Annotated in this window: 15 protein-coding genes; 7 read left to right on the plus strand and 8 right to left on the minus strand. The window is 70.8% G+C overall.

Annotated features, from left to right (window positions below):
- Positions 1–34: 34 nt before the first annotated feature.
- Genes AC0KUR_RS14840 through AC0KUR_RS14855 form a run of 4 tightly spaced genes read right to left on the minus strand, consistent with a single transcriptional unit; the run spans position 35 to position 8,547 of the window.
- Positions 35–4,222: a molybdopterin-dependent oxidoreductase gene (locus tag AC0KUR_RS14840; RefSeq protein WP_473376097.1), complete on the minus strand. Its 4,188-nt coding sequence runs from the start codon at positions 4,220–4,222 to the stop codon at positions 35–37.
- Positions 4,223–4,238: 16 nt separating this feature from the next.
- On the minus strand, positions 4,239–4,583 hold the full coding sequence (nirD, locus tag AC0KUR_RS14845; RefSeq protein ID WP_034191247.1) for a nitrite reductase small subunit NirD: 345 nt from the start codon (positions 4,581–4,583) through the stop codon (positions 4,239–4,241).
- 31 nt (positions 4,584–4,614) lie between these two features.
- Positions 4,615–7,200 (minus strand): nitrite reductase large subunit NirB, encoded by a 2,586-nt coding sequence (nirB, locus tag AC0KUR_RS14850; protein WP_226193962.1) that lies wholly within the window; start codon positions 7,198–7,200, stop codon positions 4,615–4,617.
- A gap of 21 nt (positions 7,201–7,221) precedes the next feature.
- Positions 7,222–8,547, minus strand: coding sequence for an MFS transporter (locus tag AC0KUR_RS14855; RefSeq protein ID WP_034191245.1), 1,326 nt, complete (start codon positions 8,545–8,547; stop codon positions 7,222–7,224).
- Positions 8,548–9,155: 608 nt separating this feature from the next.
- On the opposite strand from AC0KUR_RS14855, the gene cobA reads away from it, so the two are divergent.
- The 7 genes from cobA to AC0KUR_RS14890 all read left to right on the plus strand — a co-directional run bounded on the left by cobA (position 9,156) and on the right by AC0KUR_RS14890 (position 15,118).
- Positions 9,156–9,917 (plus strand): uroporphyrinogen-III C-methyltransferase, encoded by a 762-nt coding sequence (gene cobA / locus AC0KUR_RS14860; protein WP_034191648.1) that lies wholly within the window; start codon positions 9,156–9,158, stop codon positions 9,915–9,917.
- Between the two features lie 120 nt (positions 9,918–10,037).
- On the plus strand, positions 10,038–10,634 hold the full coding sequence (locus AC0KUR_RS14865; RefSeq protein WP_034191244.1) for an ANTAR domain-containing response regulator: 597 nt from the start codon (positions 10,038–10,040) through the stop codon (positions 10,632–10,634).
- 5 nt (positions 10,635–10,639) lie between these two features.
- Positions 10,640–11,692, plus strand: coding sequence for a CmpA/NrtA family ABC transporter substrate-binding protein (locus AC0KUR_RS14870; RefSeq protein WP_034191243.1), 1,053 nt, complete (start codon positions 10,640–10,642; stop codon positions 11,690–11,692).
- Between the two features lie 124 nt (positions 11,693–11,816).
- The gene (locus AC0KUR_RS14875) at positions 11,817–12,416 is read left to right on the plus strand and encodes a uracil-DNA glycosylase family protein (RefSeq protein WP_069704686.1); all 600 of its coding nucleotides are present in this window, start codon (positions 11,817–11,819) and stop codon (positions 12,414–12,416) included.
- A 61-nt stretch (positions 12,417–12,477) separates the two neighbouring features.
- The gene (locus AC0KUR_RS14880) at positions 12,478–13,260 is read left to right on the plus strand and encodes a YkgJ family cysteine cluster protein (RefSeq protein WP_124608838.1); all 783 of its coding nucleotides are present in this window, start codon (positions 12,478–12,480) and stop codon (positions 13,258–13,260) included.
- 91 nt (positions 13,261–13,351) lie between these two features.
- Positions 13,352–14,293 (plus strand): helix-turn-helix transcriptional regulator, encoded by a 942-nt coding sequence (locus AC0KUR_RS14885; protein ID WP_049032577.1) that lies wholly within the window; start codon positions 13,352–13,354, stop codon positions 14,291–14,293.
- Positions 14,294–14,419: 126 nt separating this feature from the next.
- Entirely contained in the window at positions 14,420–15,118 is a 699-nt protein-coding gene (locus AC0KUR_RS14890; RefSeq protein ID WP_046548002.1) for a fumarylacetoacetate hydrolase family protein, read from the plus strand.
- Positions 15,119–15,173: 55 nt separating this feature from the next.
- Here AC0KUR_RS14890 and AC0KUR_RS14895 read toward each other — a convergent pair whose 3' ends face one another.
- The 4 genes from AC0KUR_RS14895 to pdxR form a co-directional block, all read right to left on the minus strand.
- A complete protein-coding gene (locus tag AC0KUR_RS14895; protein WP_175028563.1) occupies positions 15,174–15,719 on the minus strand; it encodes a DUF4303 domain-containing protein in 546 nt (181 codons plus the stop codon).
- Between the two features lie 124 nt (positions 15,720–15,843).
- The gene (locus AC0KUR_RS14900; RefSeq protein ID WP_473376098.1) at positions 15,844–17,070 is read right to left on the minus strand and encodes an MFS transporter; all 1,227 of its coding nucleotides are present in this window, start codon (positions 17,068–17,070) and stop codon (positions 15,844–15,846) included.
- 212 nt (positions 17,071–17,282) lie between these two features.
- Positions 17,283–18,863, minus strand: coding sequence for a trypsin-like peptidase domain-containing protein (locus AC0KUR_RS14905; RefSeq protein WP_473376099.1), 1,581 nt, complete (start codon positions 18,861–18,863; stop codon positions 17,283–17,285).
- Positions 18,864–19,078: 215 nt separating this feature from the next.
- Positions 19,079–20,551: a MocR-like pyridoxine biosynthesis transcription factor PdxR gene (pdxR, locus tag AC0KUR_RS14910; protein WP_069704681.1), complete on the minus strand. Its 1,473-nt coding sequence runs from the start codon at positions 20,549–20,551 to the stop codon at positions 19,079–19,081.
- Positions 20,552–20,732: the final 181 nt, after the last annotated feature.

Here is a 20,732-nt window from a genome sequence, read left to right on the forward strand (position 1 = left end):
GCAGGCGCCGGACGGCGCGCCGCCGCTCGCGCGGTCAGTACACGTCGCGCATGTAGCGCCGAGCCTTCGCGAGCCGCGCGACATAGTCGTTCGCGGCTTCGTCCGACATCCCGCCGTGCTCGGCAACGACGGCCTTCAGCGCCGCATCGACGTCCCTGGCCATCCGCGCGGCGTCGCCGCACACGTAGAAGTGCGCGCCTTCCTCCAGCCACGCGAACAACTCGGCGCCCTGCTCGCGCATCCGGTCCTGCACGTAGATCTTGTCGGCCTGGTCGCGCGAGAACGCGAGATCGAGCCGCGTCAGGAAGCCGCTGTCGTGCATCGCACCGAGTTCGTCGCCGTAGTAGAAGTCGGTCTGCGCGTGCTGCTCGCCGAAGAACAGCCAGTTGCGCCCGCGCGCGCCGCGCGCCTGCCGCTCGTGCAGGAACCCGCGGAACGGGGCGACGCCGGTGCCGGGGCCGACCATCACGATCGGCACGTCGCCGTTCACCGGCGGCCGGAAATGCGCGGACTTCTGCACGAACACCGGCACGCGTCCATCGTCCGCGCGATCGGCGAGGAACGTCGACGCGACGCCTTTGCGTGCGCGACGGCCGTTGTGATAACGCACGGCCGACACGGTCAGGTGAATCTCGCCCCGGTGCGCGCTCGGGCTCGACGCGATCGAATAGAGGCGCGGCTGCATGCGCTTGAGCATGCCGACCAGCTCCGTGCCCGACAGATCGACCGGAAACGCGTGCAGCACGTCCGCGAGCTGCTGCCCCCACAGCCATTGCTTCAGGTCGCCCTTGCGATCGTCGCCGAGCAGCGCCTTCAGCGCACCGTTCGCGCTGCGCGACGCGATGAACGCGAGCGTATCCGGATGCGGACGCGTGATGTCGAAGTGGCGCGCGAGCGCGTCGCCGAGGCGGATCTCGCCGACACCCGCCACCGACACCGGCGCATCGGCCTTCAGCGCGGTCACCGACAGCAGTTCGTCGACCAGTTCCGGGCAGTTGGTCGGCCACACGCCGAGCGCATCGCCGGTTTCGTATTCGAGGTTCGCGCCGTCGGTCGACAGCGACACGTAGCGCGTGTCCTTCGCAGCGCCCGGGCGATTGAGCCGCACGTTCGCGACGAGCTTCGACGGCGCCGGCTGCGCCTTCGTCGGCAGCAGCCCCGGCGGGCTCATCCCGCCGGACGGCACCGCGTGCAGCGCCGCGTCGGCCTCCTTGATCCGCGCGACGACGCGTTCGAGCCACTGGTCGGCATCGTGCTGGAATTCGACGTCGCAATCGACGCGCGCGCACAGGCGCGCCGCGCCGAGTTCCGCGAGCCGCGCGTCGAGGCGGCGGCCGTGGCCGCAGAACTGGTCGTAGTTGCGGTCGCCGAACGCGAGTACCGCGAAATGCACGCCGTCGAGCCGTGCCGCGCTGCCGGCACGCAGCGCGTCCCAGAACTCGCTGCCGTTGTCGGGTGCGTCGCCGTCGCCGAACGTGCTCGTCATCAGCAGCACGTATTGCGCACCGGCAAGCGACGCGACTGGATAGTCGGACATGCACGCGCTGCGGATCTCGAAACCCGCGTTCATCAACCGCGTCGCGTAGTCGTCGGTCAGCGATTCGATGTTGCCGGTCTGCGACGCCCACAGCAGCACGACCTTCGGTCGCGTGCGCACGATCCGCACGCCGCCGGATGCGGCGGTCTCGGCCGGCAGCGCGGCGGTGTCGGCAACCTGCGCATGCGCAGGCAGCGAGCGGCTGAACAGGCCCGCGAGCATCCCGTCGAGCCAGAGCCGCACCGGCGGCGTCAACGGCGCGGCGGCCGGCAGCACCGGCACACCGCCCTCGCGCCGGCCGGCGCTGGCCTTCAGCCCGCTGACGAGGCCCGCCACATACAGCCGTTCGGTATCGGTCAACGGCGGCGGCGCGAGATCGGCGACGCCGAGCGCGGCCGCGAAAGTGTCGATGTCTGCCATGTCGGATTCCTGTGAAGCAGCAGCCTGCACCGGCGCCGGCGCGGGCCCCGCGTCGTCGGCGCATGCATCGGGTTGCGCCGCGTCGTCATCGGCGGACGCGAACGCATCCGTGTCGACGCGCCGCAGCGCGACCGCGCAATATTTCAGTTCGGGTTGCTGCGATTCCGGATCGATCGCGTCGTTCGTCACCGCGTTGACGCACAGGTCGTCGCCGTACACGTCGTTCCAGTGCATCGGCGCGAAGCAGTTGCCGCGCCGCACGCGTTCGGTCACGACGGCCGGCAGCACCGCGCGGCCGCGCGCCGAACGGATTTCGACGCCGTCCTTCGCCGCAATGCCGAGCGCGCGCGCATCGTCCGGGTGCAGTTCGACGAACGGGCGCGGGTTGAGCTTGTTCAGCATCGCGACCTTGCCCGTCTTCGTCATCGTGTGCCACTGATGCTGCAGCCGCCCGGTGTTCAGCACGATCGGGAACGTGTCGTCGGGCAGTTCGGCCGGGTCGACGTGCGGCCGCGCGAAGAAGCGCGCCTTGCCCGACGGTGTCGGGAATGCGATGCGCGGCGCATCGCCGCCGTCGGCGGCCGTGCGCGGCGTCTGGCTCACGCCGTCGTTCAGGTAGCGGACCGGATGCCGCTCGCGCGCGGTGCCCGGCGCGACCGGCCATTGCACCGGGCCGTCGCGCAGCGCCGCATGGCTCGCGCCGCGCAGGTCGTAGCCGGTCGCCGGATTCGAGAAGCGCACGATCTCGTCGAACACGTCGGCCGCCGACGCATAGTCGAAGGCCTCGCCGAAGCCCATCGCACGCGCGACTTCCGCGACGATGCGCCAGTCGGGCAGCGCGTCGCCGGGCGGCGCGACCGCCGCGCGCATCAGCGTCATGTTGCGCTCGGAGTTGACCATCACGCCGTCGCCCTCGGCCCACAGCGCACCGGGCAACAGGATGTCCGCGTAGCGGTTGGTCTCGGTGTCGAGGAACGCGTCCTGCGCGATCACGAGCTCCGCGGCCTGCAGACCGGCGATCACGTTCCGCCGGTTCGGCACGGTCGCGACCGGGTTCGTGCAAACGATCCAGCACGCCTTGATGTCGCCGGCCGCCATTCGCTCGAACAGGTCGACCGTGCCCTTGCCGGCGTCCTTGCGCAGCGTGCCGGCGGGCACGCGCCACAGGTCCTCGACGAAGCGGCGGTCGTCGTCGGACAGCACCGAGCGTTGGCCCGGCAAGCCCGGCCCCATGTAGCCCATCTCGCGCCCGCCCATCGCGTTCGGCTGACCGGTCAGCGAGAACGGGCCGCTGCCGGCGCGGCAAATCCTGCCGGTTGCCAGATGCAGGTTGCAGATCGCGTTGGTGTTCCACACGCCGTGCGTGCTCTGGTTGAGCCCCATCGTCCAGCAGCTCATCCATTCCTGCGCGTCGCCGATCCATTGCGCGGCCGTGCGCAGGTCGGCTTCCGCGAGCCCGGTGATCGCGGCCACGCGTTCGGGCGTGTAGTCGGCGAGAAACGCGGGCATCGCGTCCCAGCCTTCCGTGTATGCGTCGATGAACGCGGCATCGGTGCGGCCGTTCGCATGCAGCAGATGCAGCAGCCCGTTGGCGAGCGCGAGATCGGTGCCGGGCCGGATCTGCAGGAACAGGTCGGCCTTGTCGGCGGTGCCGGTGCGACGCGGATCGACCACGATCAGCTTCGCGCCGGCCTTCACACGGTCCATCATTCGCAGGAACAGGATCGGGTGGCAGTCGGCCATGTTCGCGCCGATCACGAAAAACAGGTTCGCGCGATCGAAGTCCTGGTACGACCCGGGCGGGCCGTCCGCGCCGAGCGACTGCTTGTAGCCGGTGCTCGCGCTCGCCATGCAGAGACGCGAGTTCGACTCGATGTTGTGGGTGCCGACGAAACCCTTCGCGAGCTTGTTGACGAGGTATTGCGCCTCGATCGACATCTGCCCCGACACGTAGAACGACAGCGCGTCGGGGCCGTGCGCATCGAGCACCGCGCGCAGCCGGCGCGCGGTTTCGGCGATCGCGTCGCGCGCCGGCAACGGTACGAGGTCGTCCTCGCGCGCGCGGCGCACGAACGCGCGGTCGAGCCGTCCCGAGCGGCGCAGCGCCACGTGCGCCGACGATCCCTTCGTGCACAGCCGCCCGAAGTTGGCCGGATGGTCGGCGTCGCCGGAGACCTTGACGACTTCGCCGTCCTCGACGTGCAGCACCATTCCGCAGCCGACGCCGCAGTACGGACACACGCTCTTGACGGGGGTGGCGGTCATGCGTGCTCCGGGACGGTCAGGCCGCGATCCATACGAAGCCGTCCTCGACCCGCGACGGATACGCGTTCACCGACTGCTCGGGCGCCTCCAGGCATTCGCCGGTGCGCAGGTCGAAGTGCTGCTTGTACAGCGGCGACGCGACCACGATGCGCTCGCCGAGGCTGCCGATCAGCCCGCGCGACATCACGGCCGCCTGCGATACCGGATCGACGTTGTCGATCGCGAACACGCCGCCGTCGGCATGCGCGACGTGGAATACCGCGACCTGCGCGCCGTTGACGAGCGCGCACACGCCGGTGTTCGGCACGATGTCGTCGAGCGCGCACACGCGGGTCCAGGATGGCGAAAGACGATCGTTCATGACGGGCTCCTTGAAGTGATGCGGATATCGGTCAGGCGGTTGCCGGTTCGGTCGCGCTGTCGGCCACGACGGGAATCGGCACGCGCTTGCCGCCCGCCCGCTCGCCGGGTGTCGCGGGCCGGATCTGGCCGCGCGTCTCGACGAATTCGATGGTCGTGTCGGGCGCGTCGCTGTTCACGAAGTGGCGGAAACGCTTGCGCGTATCCGGATCGGTGACGGCCCGCTTCCATTCGCATTCGTAGGTGTCGACCACGTGCTGCATGTCGGCTTCGAGTTCGGCCGCGATCGCGAGCTTGTCGTGCACGACGACGTCGATCAGGTAGTCGAGACCGCCTTCGAGGTTGTCGCGCCACACGCTGGTGCGCTGCAGCCGGTCGGCGGTGCGCACGTAGAACATCAGGAAGCGGTCGACGTAGCGGACCAGCGTGTCGCGGTCGAGGTCGGACGCGAGCAGCTCCGCATGGCGCGGTTTCATCCCGCCGTTGCCGCACACGTACAGGTTCCAGCCCTTTTCGGTCGCGATGATGCCGACGTCCTTGCCCTGCGCTTCCGCGCATTCGCGCGTGCAGCCGGATACGCCGAACTTGATCTTGTGTGGCGCGCGCAACCCCTTGTAGCGATGCTCGAGGTCGATCGCGAGACCGACCGAATCGCCGACGCCGTAGCGGCACCAGGTCGACCCGACGCACGATTTCACCGTGCGCAGCGCCTTGCCGTACGCGTGCCCCGACTCGAAGCCGGCCGCGATCAGCTCCTCCCAGATCGACGGCAACTGCTCGACGCGCGCGCCGAACAGGTCGACGCGCTGGCCGCCGGTGATCTTCGTGTACAGGCCGTACTTCTTCGCGACCTGACCGACCGCGATCAGCCCTTCCGGCGTGACTTCGCCGCCCGGCATGCGCGGCACGACCGAGTAGGTGCCGTCGCGCTGGATGTTCGCGAGGTAATAGTCGTTCGAATCCTGCAGCCCCGCGTGCGCCTTCTTGAGCACGAACTCGTTGAAGCACGATGCGAGAATGCCCGCCACGGCCGGCTTGCACACGTCGCAGCCGAGCCCGCGGCCGTGCTTCGCGAGCAGTTCGTCGAAGGTCGTGATGCGCTCGACGCGAATCAGGTGGAACAGCGCCTGACGCGAATACGGGAAGTGCTCGCACAGATGGTTGTCGACCGCGAGGCCCTGCTTCCGCATCTCGGCCTTCATGATCTGCGTGACGAGCGGCACGCAGCCGCCGCACGACGTGCCGGCGCCCGTGCACGTCTTCAGCGCGCCGAGGCTCGTCGCGCCGTCGGCGACCGCCGCGCAGATCTGCGACTTCGACACGTTGTTGCACGAGCAGATCTGCGCGGCCGCGGGTAGCGCGTCGACGCCGATCGCCGGCTTCGCCGCGCCGTCCGACGACGGCAGGATCAGGAATTCGGGCGACTCGGGCAGCTCGATGCGGTTCAGCATCATCTGCAGCAGCGTGCCGTACTCGGCCGCGTCGCCGACCATCACCGCGCCGTGCAGGAACTTGCCGCAGTCGGATACCACGAGCTTCTTGTAGACCTGGCGGCGCTCGTCCGCATACTGGTAGGTGCGGCTGCCGGCCGTCGTGCCGTGCGCGTCGCCGATGCTCGCGACGTCGACGCCCATCAGCTTCAGCTTCGTGCTCATGTCGGCGCCCGCGAACGCGGCTGCGGCCCCCGCGCCGACCTCGCCGCCAAGCTGCGTCGCGACCACGCGCGCCATGTCGTAGCCGGGCGCGACGAGGCCGTACACCATGCCGTTCCAGGCCGCGCATTCGCCGATCGCGTAGATGTCAGCGTCGCTCGTGCGGCACGCGTCGTCGATCGCGATGCCGCCGCGCGGGCCGGTGTCGAGCCCGCACGCACGGGCCAGTTCGTCGCGCGCACGGATGCCGGCCGAGAACACGATCATGTCGGCGTCGAGATGCGTGCCGTCGGCGAATGCCATCCGGTGCGCGCCGTCCTCGCCGTCGACGATTTCCAGCGTGTTCTTGCCCGTATGCACGGTCACGCCGAGCGCCTCGATCTTCGCGCGCAGCATCCGGCCGCCGCCGTCGTCGACCTGCACGGCCATCAGCCGCGGCGCGAATTCGACGACGTGGGTGTCGAGCCCCATGTCGCGCAGCGCCTTCGCGCATTCGAGGCCGAGCAGCCCGCCGCCGATCACGACGCCGCGCTTCGCGTGCGCGCCGCACGCCTGCATCGCCTCGAGATCCTCGATCGTCCGGTACACGAAGCAGCCTGCGCGATCGCGCCCCGGCACCGGCGGCACGAACGGGCGCGAGCCCGTGGCGAGCACGAGCTTGTCGTACGCGAGCGTTTCGCCCGACGCAAGCGTGACCGTATGCGCGGCGCGGTCGATCGACGCGACCTGCGCGTTCAGCCGCAGGTCGAACTGCGGATGACGCTCGAAGAAGCCCGGCTCGACCAGCGACAGGTCGTGCGCCGACTTGCCCGCGAAGAACTCGGACAGGTGCACGCGATCGTAGGCCGGGCGCGGCTCCTCGCCGAGCACGGTGACCTGCAGCGCGCCCGCCGCGCCCGCTTGCGCCGCGACGCATTCGAGGAACTTGTGGCCGACCATGCCGTGGCCGATGACGATGAGTTTCATGGTGAAGGTTCCTTCGCTCGATCAGTTCGCGGCGTTGGCGGCGGCCAGCGCGCGATCGCGCAGCTCGGCTTCGCGTGCCTTGTGTTCTTCGCTAAAGCGCACGGCCATCGCGCACAGCGCGGTCGCGGTCACGACGAGGCCGAGCAGGCTCAGCGTCTGCTGCACGTCGCCCACGCCCTTCAGCAGGAAAGCCGCCGCCACCGCGCCGACGTTGCCGCCCGCGCCGACGATCCCCGCGACGCCGCCGAGCGCCTTGCGGTCGATGAACGGCACCAGCGCGTAGGTCGCGCCGCAGGCCATGTGCGTGAACAGGCCGAAGGCCAGCATCGCGACGAGTGCGACGCCGACGCTTTGCGCATGCGAGAACCAGATCAGCCCGAGCCCTTCGCCGACGATCAGCGCGCACAGCAGCGCCGCGCGCACGTCGAGGCTGCGGCGCGCGGCGATCTTGTCGGACAGCCAGCCGCCGAGCGCGCGGGCGAACAGCGCGAGCAGCCCGAACAGGCCGACCGCGAAACCGGCGTCCTTCAGCGACAGGCTGAAGTGATTGACGTAGTACAGCGCGGCGATGTTGTGGATGAATACCTCGACGCCGAAGCACGCACCGTAGGTGACGAACAGCATCCACACGCGATAGTTCGCGCATGCGGCGACAAAGCTCGCCCAGCCGCCCTTCTTGCCGCTGTCGACCGTCACGCCTTCCTTGCGCAGCGCGATGATGTCGCCTTGCGGGCAGTCCTGCGTGAAACGCCAGTACGCCCAGGCCATCACGAGCATCGCGACGCCCGGCACGACCAGCGCGACGCGCCACGACGAATCCTCGCCGAGGCCGAGCATCAGGCCGGCGGCGACGAGCAGCGGCATCAGCGCCTGCGTCGCGCCGGCACCGGCGTTGCCCCAGCCCGCCGTCGTCGCGTTCGCGGTGCCGACGACGTTCGGCGCGAACATGACCGACGTGTGGTACTGCGTGATCACGAAGCCCGCGCCGATCGCACCGATGCCGAGCCGGCAGATCAGGAACGACAGGTAGTCGTGCGTGAACGACACCGCGAACACGGGAATCGCGCCGAGCAGCAGCAGGCCGACATACACGCGGCGCGGGCCGAAGCGGTCGCACAACGGGCCGACGAGCAGCCGCACGGCGATCGTCGCGGCCACCGCGGCGATGTTGATGTTGGCGACCTGAGCCGCCGTCAGGTGAAATTCGCGTGCAATGAGCGGCATCAGCGGCGCGCACGCGAACCACGCGAAGAAACAGACGAAGAACGCCATCCACGTCAGGTGGAACGCGCGCATCGGCGCGGTGCGGAAGCTGAAGAGATCGATACGGGTAGCTTTGTCGGTCATGTCATCCGCCAAACGAAAAACGGCGTCCTGCGCACCCGGTCTCGTCGAGACCCGATGCGTAGGACGCCGTTGCCCATGAAGCCCGTTGCCGGGCGCGTCGGTAATCGGTACTGCGGACGAATCGCCGTTGATCCGCCCGAATCGGCTTACGCAAACGCCATGCCATGTTGCCGCCAATCGGGCCCGCAGCCCCGCCGCACAAGGCTCGCCGGCCGGCATGCGGCGCCCGGCGACGCGCGTCGGACGCTGCGCGGTGAGGCAACGAGGCACAGATGTGGTGCGCTGCAGCACTGTCGCCGTGCGACATCGCGGTGCGCACACGTGGCGCGCGACGCACGCGATACGGCATGGCGGCTGCTCGCGCGCGGTGCGTGCCGGGCCGTGCACCGGTTGGCCCGGATATTGCTCGATCTCGTGCGCGACACCGGCAACGGCGCCGGTGGGCAGTTCCCGCAAACCCTTGCCCGCCCTTCGGGGCAGGCTCCCCCAGGACAACGGCGTCCCTCCCGTGCGCGGCACGGCGGATGCCGGTGCGTTTCGATCGCCCGCCGCCACCGCGCAGACCGTTATCGACCGCCGCACGCACGCATGCGGCAATGGAACACGACATGACGACTGGCAAAGTCACGCTGCTGGGCGCCGGCCCCGGCGATCCCGATCTCCTCACGTTGAAGGCCGTAAAGGCACTCGCCGCCGCCGACGTGCTGCTGCTCGACGACCTCGTCGCGCCCGGCATCGTCGAACTCGCGCCGCGGGCGCGCGTGATCCGCGTCGGCAAGCGCGGCGGCTGCCGCTCCACGCCGCAGGCATTCATCGAGAAGCTGATGCGCCGCTATGCGCTGCGCGGCGCGCACGTGGTGCGCGTGAAAGGCGGCGACGCGCTGCTGTTCGGCCGCGCCGGCGAAGAACTCGCGACACTGCGCGCCGCCGCGATTCCGGTCGAGATCGTCAGCGGCATCTCGTCGGGATTCGCGGCCGCCGCGAGCCTCGGCGTCTCGCTCACGCACCGCGCGCACTGCCAGGGCGTCACGTTCGTCACCGCGCACCGCCAGGATCACGGCGAACCCGACTGGGCGCGGCTCGCGGCGACCGGCATGACGCTCGCGATCTACATGGGGATGAGCCGCATCGACCGCATCGCGTCGGGCCTGCTCGCCGCGCTGCCGGCGTCGACGCCGGCGGCTGCCGTGCAATGGGCCGGCACGCCCGACGAACGCCGCTGGACCGGCACGCTCGGCACGCTTGCGCACGGCATCGACGCCGCGCGGCTCGGCAGCCCGGCCGTGATCCTCGTCGGCGGCGCGATCGGCGAAGCCGCCGCGCAGGATGCGGATGCCGCGGTCGGCACGGTGTTTTCGCGGGCCGCCTGACATGCGCGGCTTCGCACGGCTTCGGCCGCTCTCCGTTCCCGCCGCCAACGGCCACGCGCGCGGCCTGCATGCGCCGTTCGCGCGCGGCCCCGCGGCTTCACCGCTCCTGTCGCCTGCCTCATGAGTTCGCCTGCCCAGCCCCCCCGCCTGCGCGTGCTGCTCGTTACCGACACCGACAAGCCGATCGGCGAGCTCGGCGACGCGCTCGCGCGCCTCGGCTACGAGATGCTGAACGACGTCGCGACACCCGCGCGCTTGCCGGCAGCCGTCGAGGAGCAGCGCCCCGACGTCGTGATCATCGACACCGATTCGCCGTCGCGCGACACGCTCGAACAACTTGCGGTGATGCACACGACCGCGCCGCGCCCCGTGCTGATGTTCAGCCACGACGCCGACCAGGAACTGATCCGCGCGGCGGTCGGCGCGGGCGTCAGCGCGTATCTCGTCGAAGGCTTGTCGGCCGAGCGGCTCGCCCCGATTCTCGAAGTCGCGCTCGCGCGCTTCTCGCACGACGATGCGCTGCGCCGCCGGCTGGCCGACGTCGAGCGCGAACTCGCGGAACGCAAGCTGATCGACCGCGCGAAACGCGCGCTGATGGACCAGCGCAAGCTGTCCGAGCACGATGCGTACGCGGCGCTGCGCAAGCGCGCGATGGATCAGGGCCTGCGCATCGTCGACGTCGCGCGCCAACTGCTCGACGCCTCACCCCAGTCATGAGTGCCATGGATACCTCACCTCCCGCCGCGCCGGAACGCGCCCATCTTCGCCTCGGGTTCGTCGCGCTGAGCGACGCGGCCCCGCTGATCGTCGCGCAGCGCCTGAACCTCGGCGCGCGGCACGGCCTCACGCTCGAGCCGAGCCGCCAGCCGTCCTGGGCCGCCGTGCGCGACAAGCTGCTGAGCGGCGAACTCGACGCCGCGCATGCGCTGTACGGCCTCGTCACCGGGCTGCAGCTCGGCATCGGCGGCCCGCAGGCCGACATGGCCGCGCTGATGGTGCTGAACCGCAACGGCCAGGCGATCACATTGTCGCGCGGCCTCGCCGACGCGTTCCGCGACACCGGCAGCCTGCGCGACACGTTCGCGACGCTCGGCCGCAAGCCGCTGCTCGCGCAGACGTTCCCGACCGGCACGCACGCGATGTGGCTGAACCACTGGCTCGCGTCGCACGGCGTCGATCCGCTGCGCGACGTGCGCAGCGTCGTGATCCCGCCGCCCGAGATGGTCGCCGCGCTCGCCGGCGGCGAGCTCGACGGCTTCTGTGCCGGCGAGCCATGGCACGCGGTGGCCGACGCATGCGGCGCGGGCCGCACCGTCGCGGTCACGAGCGAGATCTGGCCCGATCATCCGGAAAAGGTGCTGGCGGCACGGCGCGACTTCGTCGCGCTGTATCCGGCCACCGCGCGAGCGCTGATCCGCACGCTCGTCGATGCGTGTGCGTGGCTCGACAGCGCCGCGCATCGCCGCGAGGCCGCCGACTGGCTCGCGTCGCCCGACGCGCTCGGCGTGCCGGCCCGCTTGATCGCGCCGCGCCTGCTCGGCGACTACGGCGCCGGGCCGTTCGCCACGCCGCCGCTGCCGATCCGCTTCCACGACGGCGGTACCGTGAACCGGCCCGATCCGCTCGAAGGCCGCTGGTTCCTGTCCCAATACCGGCGCTGGGGGATGCTCGACGGCCCGCACGACGATGCGGCGATCGCCGCGGCAATCGCGCAGACCGCGTTGTATGATGCTGCGGTCGCCGAAGGCGGCGCATCGGGCCCGTCGCGCGCGTAATGCGCGCGCCTGAAGCCGAAGGCGCGCTCCCGGGCCGCGCCACACCGCTCCGGGCCACCCAGCGGCGGCCGGCAGGCACCGCCCGGGCGACACCGCATGTCCACTCCGTCCCCGATCCGAATCGATGCCGAAACGTACGCGCGCGCCGCTCGACGTGCTGCTCACCGAAATCCGCGCGTGCCGTGCCTGCGAAGCCGACCTGCCGCTCGGCCCGCGCCCCGTTGTGCGCGCCCATCGCGACGCACGCATCCTGATCGTCGGGCAGGCGCCGGGCGCACGCGTCCACGCGAGCGGCATCCCGTGGGACGACGCGAGCGGCAAGCGGCTGCGCGGCTGGCTCGACGTCGACGCCGATACCTTCTACGACGAAGCACGCTTCGCGATCGTGCCGATGGGTTTCTGCTATCCGGGCCGCGGCGCGAGCGGCGACAACCCGCCGCGCCCGGAGTGCGCGCCGCTGTGGCTCGACCGGCTGCTGGCCGAACTGCCGTCGATCCGCCTGACGCTGCTGGTCGGCCAGTACGCGCAGCGGCATTTCCTGCGCGACACGCGCCAGGCGACGCTGACCGACACCGTGCACGCGTGGCGCGACTACGGCCCCGGCGTGGTGCCGCTGCCGCATCCGTCGCCGCGCAACCAGGCGTGGTTCAAGCACCACCCGTGGTTCGACGCCGAAGTCGTGCCCGAACTCCGCCGCCGCGTGGCACCGCTGCTCGGCCGATGAACGCAATCACCGGCGGCCTCGCCACGCCTCGCGTCCCGCCCGATGTCCCCGCCATCCCCTCATGAATACCACCTCGACCGACCTCGACTTTGCCTGCACCGGATGCGGCGCATGCTGCCGCGACCTGCGCATTCCGCTGACGCTCGACGAGGCGATCGCATGGCTGCAACGCGGCGGCCACGTGGAACTGCTGTGCGACGCGATGCCGTGGCCCGTCGAACCCGAGCCCGGCGACGCCTTCGCTGCCTACAAGCGCGCGCGTTCGACGCCCGCGACGAGCGGTTCGCTGCCCGTGCGCATCACGGCCGTGCTCACCGCGTCGCATGCCGGCCCGTGCCCGAACCTGCGCGACGACCTGCGCTGCGGGATCTACGACGAACGCCCGCTCGTATGCCGGATCTATCCGGCCGAAGTCAATCCGTTCGTGCCGCTGATGCCCGGCGGCAAGCAATGCCCGCCCGACGCGTGGCGGCACGCGCCGCTGGTCCGCGGCGGCATGCTCGTGGACGCGGCAACGCACGAGACCATCGCACGCTCGCGCGCGGCGAGTGAAGCCGAGACGCCGTTGCGCGCGCGGCTGTGCGCGGCGCTGGGCATCGACACCGCGGCCGTCGCCAACGAAGGCTTCATGGTTCATGCGCCGCCGGCCGCAGCGTTGCTCGCCGCGCTGACCGACCTGCGCACCCCGTTGCCGGCCGAAACCGGCGCCGCAATCGAATGGACGCTGGTGTCGAACCGCGCGCCCACGGTGGAAACGCTCGTGTCGGTCGGTGCATCGAGCATGCTCGCCGCCCGCGGCACGGAGCCGCACGCCCGCTATCTCGGCTTCCATCCGGACGCCTGATCGCCGCGCCGCCACGCGCCCGCACGTTCCGGCCGCGCCCGGTTCGCTGTACCATCGCGGCTCAACCGCGTCATCCACAGCAGAATCCCTCATGTCCTCCACCGCCCCGCCGCGCCTGTACGGGATGCCCGAACGCAGCGACCGGCTCGACTTCTACATCCGCGACCAGGCGTCGCGGCAGGCGATCACCGAGCCGCACCGGCACGCGTATTTCCAGATCCAGTTCAACCTCGGCGGCGACACCGAGCAACGGATCGGCGGCGTCACGCGGCCGTTTCCGCGCGGCGCGCTCGCGTTCGTGCTGCCGCACCGCGAGCACCTGATCCCGCATCCGGACGGCGCGCATTTCATCGTGATCAACTTCAGCCAGGCGTTCCTGCGCGCCGATCTCGACGTCGATCCGCTCGATCTCGAGGACGTGCCCGCACACCGCTTCCCCGAGCTGACGCCGTTCCGCTTCCAGGAGCATCTCGACTTCATCCTGACCGGCGACACGTTCGACGAGGCACGCCGCCTCGCGCTGTGCATGCTCGACACCGATCGCGTGCGCACGTTCGGCTCGACCACGTTGCTGCGCGGCTATCTGCTGCAGCTGATCGGGCTCGTCTGCACGCAGTATGCGGGTGCGCTCGACAAGCTCGCGCAGCGCGGCGCCCAGCGCGCGGGCCGGCGCGACGCGCTCGCGCGCGTGCTGCGGCACGTCCGCGCGAACCTGACCCGCGAGGACCTGACGCTCGCCGCGACCGCCGAGGCCGCGTTCCTGTCGCCGAACTATCTCGCGCACCTGATCCGCAAGGAAACCGGCAGCACGTTCACCGATCTCGTGACCGAGCGCCGGATCGCGCTCGCGCAATCGCTGCTGGCCCACACGAGCCGGCGCATCGCGGACATCGCGCGCTCGGTCGGCTTCCGCGACGAAGGGTATTTCGCGCGGCGCTTCCGGGCGCGCGTCGGCGTGTCGCCGAAGGCCTACCGCGACGCGAACGCCGCGCTCCCGGACGGCGACGATGCGCCGGCGGCCGCCGACACGTAGTTTTGTCCCGGTAAAACGCAGTTGCGTCGCATCCGGCCGCCCGCGCGTCGGGTATCGTTGCACGCATGCCGACCCGGGCGCCGCACGGGCACCGGTATCCGTCTTCCCACCGAATGAGGCCATCCGATGTCCGCCTATGTCATCGACGCCGCCGAGCGTCCTTCCGTCGAAGTCGACCAGTCGTCCGCGCGCTTTCCGGTGCGCCGCGTATTCTGCGTCGGCCGCAACTACGCCGACCATGCCCGCGAAATGGGCGCCGATCCCGACCGCGAACCGCCGTTCTTCTTCACGAAGCCGGCCGACGCGATCGTCCCGGCCAGCGGCACCGTCGCCTATCCGCCGCTGACGAACGACCTCCATCATGAAATCGAGCTGGTGGTCGCCATCGGCAAGGATGGCCGGTCGATCGACCCGGCCGACGCGCTGTCGCACGTCTGGGGCTACGGCGTCGGTGTCGACCTCACGCGCCGCGACCTGCAGGCCGAGGCGAAGAAGCTGAGCCGCCCGTGGGACTGGGCGAAGGGTTTCGACGCATCGGGCCCCGTGACCGCCCTGCGCGCGGCATCGGCCACCGGCCACCCGGCGACGGGCCGCATCTGGCTCGCCGTGAACGGCGACACGCGCCAGCAAGGCGATCTGGCCGACATGATCTGGGCCGTGCCCGACGTCATCGCCTACGTGTCGCGTTCGGTCGAGCTGAAGGCCGGCGACCTGATCTTCACCGGCACGCCGGCCGGCGTCGGCGCGCTGCAGCCGGGCGACCGCGTGACGGGCGGCGTCGACGGCGTCGCGACGTTCGAATTCGTGGTGGGCGCGAAGCCGTAATGCGGCACGCACGGCGGCCGCCCGTCCGGGCCGCCGTGCGGTATCCCGATGCCGGTCAGCCGTAACGGCGCAGGAATGCGTCGGCGACGGCCGGCGGATTCAGCGCTTTCGCCGATGCGTTTTCCAGCGCCTCGGCCGCGTCGTCGTCGCTGATCGACACGAACAGCGTGATGGCCGCCCTGTCCTCGCCCGTACCGAACAGGCCCTCGCGGTCGAGCAGCCGCAATGCCTCGATCATGTCGGTCTGCAGTTGCCGCGAGAATGCCGCGAATCGCGACTGGACGAACCGCGGGCTCAGCACTTCGTCGGCCAGCCTGCCGCAGATCGCGTTGAACGGCGAGGCCTCCGCCGCCTCGTACGCCCATTCGGCGGAGCCCCACGTGCACCACGGCGCCGGATCGTCGTCCGCGATCGCCCGTTGCGCGCGGATCCGGCCCAGCCCCTCGATCGAATTGGCGGCCGGCACCACCGTCATCGCGCCGCTGTCCGTATAAAGCGCGAACGCGTAGAAATGTTCGTCGGGGTGCAACGCCCGCAGCGCCTTGAAGGTCGCCCTCGCGGCATCGGCAATGTCCCGCTGGAAATCTGAAAAATCGCTCATCGCTTCCTCGCCCAGGCACCGTTCGCGCGTCGGCGAATACGGCTCGCGGAGGGTGCATCGTCTCCCGGTATTCGACGGATTGTCCGCCAATCGGCCGCGCCACGGTACCGGGCCGCACCCGCGGTCAGCGTGCGGTGTCCCGCGCATCGAATATCCTCACGCAGATCGCGGCCGCCAGCGCGATCGCCGTCGACAGCAGCATCATCGCGAGCGGCGCGTAACCCGCGTTGCCGGCGGTCAGCACCGCGCCCGTCAGCGACGACCACGCGGCGCCGCCGGCGATCGTCATCGCACCGGCCAGCCCCGACGCGGTGCCCGCCAGCTCCGGGCGCACCGACACCGCGCCGGCATGCGCGCCGGGATTCGTCAGCCCGTTGCCGATGCCGACCAGCACGCACGGGCCGAACCACGCGAGCGCATGCGTCGCGCCGCCGAACACGAGCGCAAGCGCGATCAGCGGCCCCGCACACGCGACGACGCGTCCGCACAGGATCGTCGTGGCCAGTGCGTAGCGGCGCGCGACACGCGCGGCCAGAAAGCTGCCGCCGACGAAACCGGCCGTGATCGTCCCCATGCAGAAGCCGATCTCCGCCGGCGAGATGCCGAACAGCGTTTTCGCGGCGAGCGGCGCGCCGGCCAGGAATGCGTAGAACGCGCCCGTCGAGAACGCCATGCAAAGCGCATAGGCCCAGAAACGGCGCGCGCGCAGCAGCGCCGGATAGGCACGAAGCTGCTGCCGGAAGCTCGATGAACGCTGCGTATGGGTTTCGACGAGATCGAACGCGCACCAGCCGAACAGCGCGATGCCGGCCGCGCCGAGCAGCCAGAAGCTCGCCCGCCAGCCGGCCGCCTGGTCGAGCGCGCCGCCGAGCGTCGGGCCGAGCATCGGCGCGAACGCGGCCGCCATCGCCGCATAGCCGATCCGGCTCGCCGCGCGCGCGCCGCCGCCGGTATCGCGGATCGTCGCCATCGACACCGGGTAGACCGACGTGATCGCCGCCTGCATCACCCGGCACGCGAGAAACACGCGGACATCGGCCGCCATCGCGCAGCCGAGCGAACCGAGCGCGAATATGCCGACGCTCGTCAGCACGACCGGCCGCCGCCCGAACCGGTCCGACAGCGGTCCCATCACGAACTCGAGCGACGCGGCCACCGCCGCGTAACCGCCGAGCGACAGCGCGACGAGCGCATAGTCGGTGCGCAGGTCGCGCGCGATCGCCGGCAACGACGGCAGGAACAGGCTCAGCGGCAGCACCGAGAGCGCGCACAGCAGGATCAGCGTCGCCTGTCGCGGCGACGCCGGGGCGGAATCGATCGGCGGGTTCGATGACAAGCGGATGCCCTCCATGCACGTGCCCGACGGCCGTGCGCAAAGCAAAAAAAAGCCCCCGAACGAGTCGGGGGCGCATGGGTGCCGGCGCGGTGCCGCTACCGGACCCTGCGCCTGTGGACTACGACGATGAAGCAAGCCGTTTTCATGCCGAATGGCTCCTGAATGCCGGGCAGACCGCCCGTGATATCGGACGATGTTAGGCGGACGACGCCGGCCGCGTCAACGCCCTAACGCGCGCGCACCGACACGAACTTCCGCGCGTTGTTGCGCTGGATCAGCACGGCGATCACGTTACCGCCGCTCGCTTCGAGCGACTGCACGTCGTCCGGCGTCTCGAGCAGCGTGTCGTTGAGTTCCAGGACGACGTCGCCCGGCTGGATGCCCGCGCTCGCGGCCGCCCCGTGCACCGCGTCCACCATCATCCCGACCGCGAGCCCCGTCGAACGGCGCTCGTCGTCGCTCAGCGCGTGCATCGTCAGTCCCAGCCGGTCGCCCCGGTCGCCCGCCCCCGGGCTCGATCGTGCCGCAGCCTTCGGCGCGGCCATGCCCGCCGTCGCGGCCGGTGCGTTCCCGGCCGCGTCTTCGGCGCCCGTGATCGTCAGCATCACCGGCGCGCGGTTGCGGATCACGCGCAGCGGCGCCTTCTCGCCGGGCGGCAGCGCGGCGGCCAGGTCGTTCAGTTCGGCCGAACGGCCAATCGCCTTGTCGCCGAACTTCACGATCACGTCGCCGGGCTTCAGACCGGCCGCGGCGGCCGGCGAGCCCGGCGCGACGCCATTGACGAGCGCGCCCGCCGGACGTGGCAGCCCGAATGCCGCGGCCAGCCCGACGCCGACGTCCTGCACGTCGACGCCGAACGCGTTGCCGGACGACGCCCCGGGCGCGGACGCCTGAACCTGTTGCGCCTGCATCTGTGCCTGTTGTTGCGCCTGCCACTGCGCGCGCACCTTTGCCGCGAATGCGATCGGAATCGCGAACGTCATGCTCGCGTAGCGATCGTTGCCGGTGTAGACCTGCACCGCGATGCCGATCACGTCGCCCGCGCGATTGAACACGGGGCCGCCCGAATTGTCGGGATTCGGCGAGATGTCGGTTTCGAAGAACGGGAACGTGCTGCCGTCCGGCAAGCGGTGCGACGTCGCACTGACGATGCCGGCCGTGACCGTGTTGCCCGACCCGTCCGGCGCGCCGATCGTCATCACCGGCTCACCCGCGCGGACCTTCGACGCATCGCCGGTGCGCACGAACGGCAGTTTCGTCGCGCTGACGCGCAGCAACGCGACATCGCTTTGCGGATCGACGGCCAGCACGGTCGCCTTGAATTCGCGGCGGTCGGTCAGCCGCACCGTCACGTCGGTCGCCTCGTCGACCACGTGGGCCGACGTGAGGATCAGGCCGTCGGCGCTGACGATGAAGCCCGAGCCGCTACCCGACACCGCACGCGGCGCCGTGTCGGGTGCCGGCGTCTGCGGCGCCTGCACTCCCTGCGCGGGCGGCGGCGCGTCGTGCCGGAAAAATGCGGCGAGCGGATCTTCGGGATCGAGCATGGCGAAGGACGGACCGCCCGTTTGCTGGTCGGGCGCGGCAGCCATGATGGTCACGACGGCCGGACCGTAGCGGTCGACGATCGCCGGAAAATCGACCGGCATCGCGTAAGGCGCGGCGGGCGCCCGCTGCTTCATCGCGCGTGGCGCGGCGGGCGGTGCGAGGGGGGCGGCAACGGCAGCGGGCGGCGGCGAAAAAACGGCAAGCACGCCCCCGATCAACGCGGTGCGAAGCACGGCGCGAGCAAGCGTCTGGCAAACCACGGTGCACCTCCCCCGGCAGTCGCGGCGCTGGCCTGCGCGAAACGCGCAGGCGCCCGACAAGCACCGGTACACGCATCCATTTATAGTCCACGCGGCCTGTTCGAACAGATGAATCGAAACCCGTATGCCGGATGGGGCGGCGGGCGCGGAGCCGCGATGGCGTTCGTTCCGGACAAAGTGCGCGGTTCGTCAATCCGCACAAGTCCGGCAACGAATCAACTCCCGGCCACCCGCTCCGCGAGCGCCGACAGCATCCGCAACATCGGCTCGAACGCATCGGCCGACGTATTGCCGAACCCGAGCACGAGCCCATTGCCCGCCCGCCCCGCGTCGATCGAAAAGCCCGACAGCGGAAACGGCCCGATGCCGTGCGCGCGGGCCGCGTCGACGATCGCGCGGTCGCGATAGCGCGCCGGCATCCGCAACGCGAGATGCAGCCCGCACGGCCCGCCCTCCACCTGGTGCGGCACGCCGAGGCTGCTGTCGAGCGCGGCGAGCAACAAACGCCGCCGGTCGCGATACAGCCGGCGCATCCGCCCGAGATGCCGGCCGTACTCGCCGGTCTCGATGAAATCGGCCAGCGCGAGCTGCACGTGACGCGTCCCGCCGCGCAGCATCTCAGGCAACGCCGGCCGCACGGCGGCCAACAGCGCCTCGGGCAGCACGAGAAAACCGATCCGCAACGCCGGAAACATCGTCTTGCTGAACGAACCGAGATAAACGACGGGCGAATCGGGAGCAAGCCCGTGCATCGCGCCGATCGGCTCGCCGGTGTGACGGAATTCGCTGTCGTAGTCGTCCTCGATGATCCACGCGCGATGCCGGCGCGCCGCATCGATCAGCGCGAGCCGGCGCGAAATCGACAGCACGGCGCCGGTCGGGAACTGGTTCGACGGCGTCGTGTAGACGAGGCGCGGCGTCCGCTCGCGCCAGTCGTCCGCTTCCGCGCGCAGTCCCTCCGCGTCGACCGGCATCGGCACGACCTCGAGATCGGCCGCCTGCATCGCCGTGCGCGCGCCGCGATAGCCGGGCTCCTCGACCCACACCGTATCGCCCGGGTTGGTCAGCAGCTGCGCGCACAGCGCGATCGCGCCCTGCGCGCCTTCCGTGATCACGATCTGCTCGGGATCGCAGCGCACGCCGCGCGTCACGGCCAGATGGCGCGCGATCGATTCGCGCAGCGCGCGCTCGCCGAGCGGGTCGCCGTACGCCAGCAGGTCGCGGCCGGCACGGCGCAATGCGCGGTCGATCGCGTGCCGCCACGCGTCCACCGGGAAATGCGACAGCGCGGGCACGCCCGGCCGGAACCCCTCCGACTCGCCGGCGCCGACGAGGCTCGGACGAATCCGGCCGAGCCGCTGGGCGACGGCCGGCGGCGCCGCTCGCCGGCGCGGCGGCGCCGGCCGCGACAGCCCGACCACGCGTGTGCCGCGACGGTCGGACTGCAGGAACCCCTCGGCGACGAGCTGCTCGTAGACGGCGGCCGTCGTGTTGCGCGACACGCCGAGCGTCTCCGCCAGCGCGCGCGTGCCAGGCAGCCGCGTGCCGGCCGGCATCGCTCCGCCGAGAATCGCGTCGCGCACGCGGCGCAGCAACTGGCGCTGCAGCGAAGGCGCGCCCGGTGCGCGCGCCAGCGGTGCGTCGAGCGGCAGCAACGGCGCGTCGCCGGAAGGAAAGGCAGTCGTCATCGGAACATCGCAGCGTGAAAATGTCGGAACGTGGCGCGCGGCGAGTGGCGCGAAGCCGGCGGCCGCCAGATCGTGGCACCATAAATTTGCCGATCCCTGGCGCTTCTCATGGTACCTCGCCGGGACTACGATCGTCTGCATGCCGGCATGTCGCCGGCCGCCAACCGAAGCGAGATCGACC

The organism is Burkholderia sp. YHN3-13, assembly GCF_055810675.1.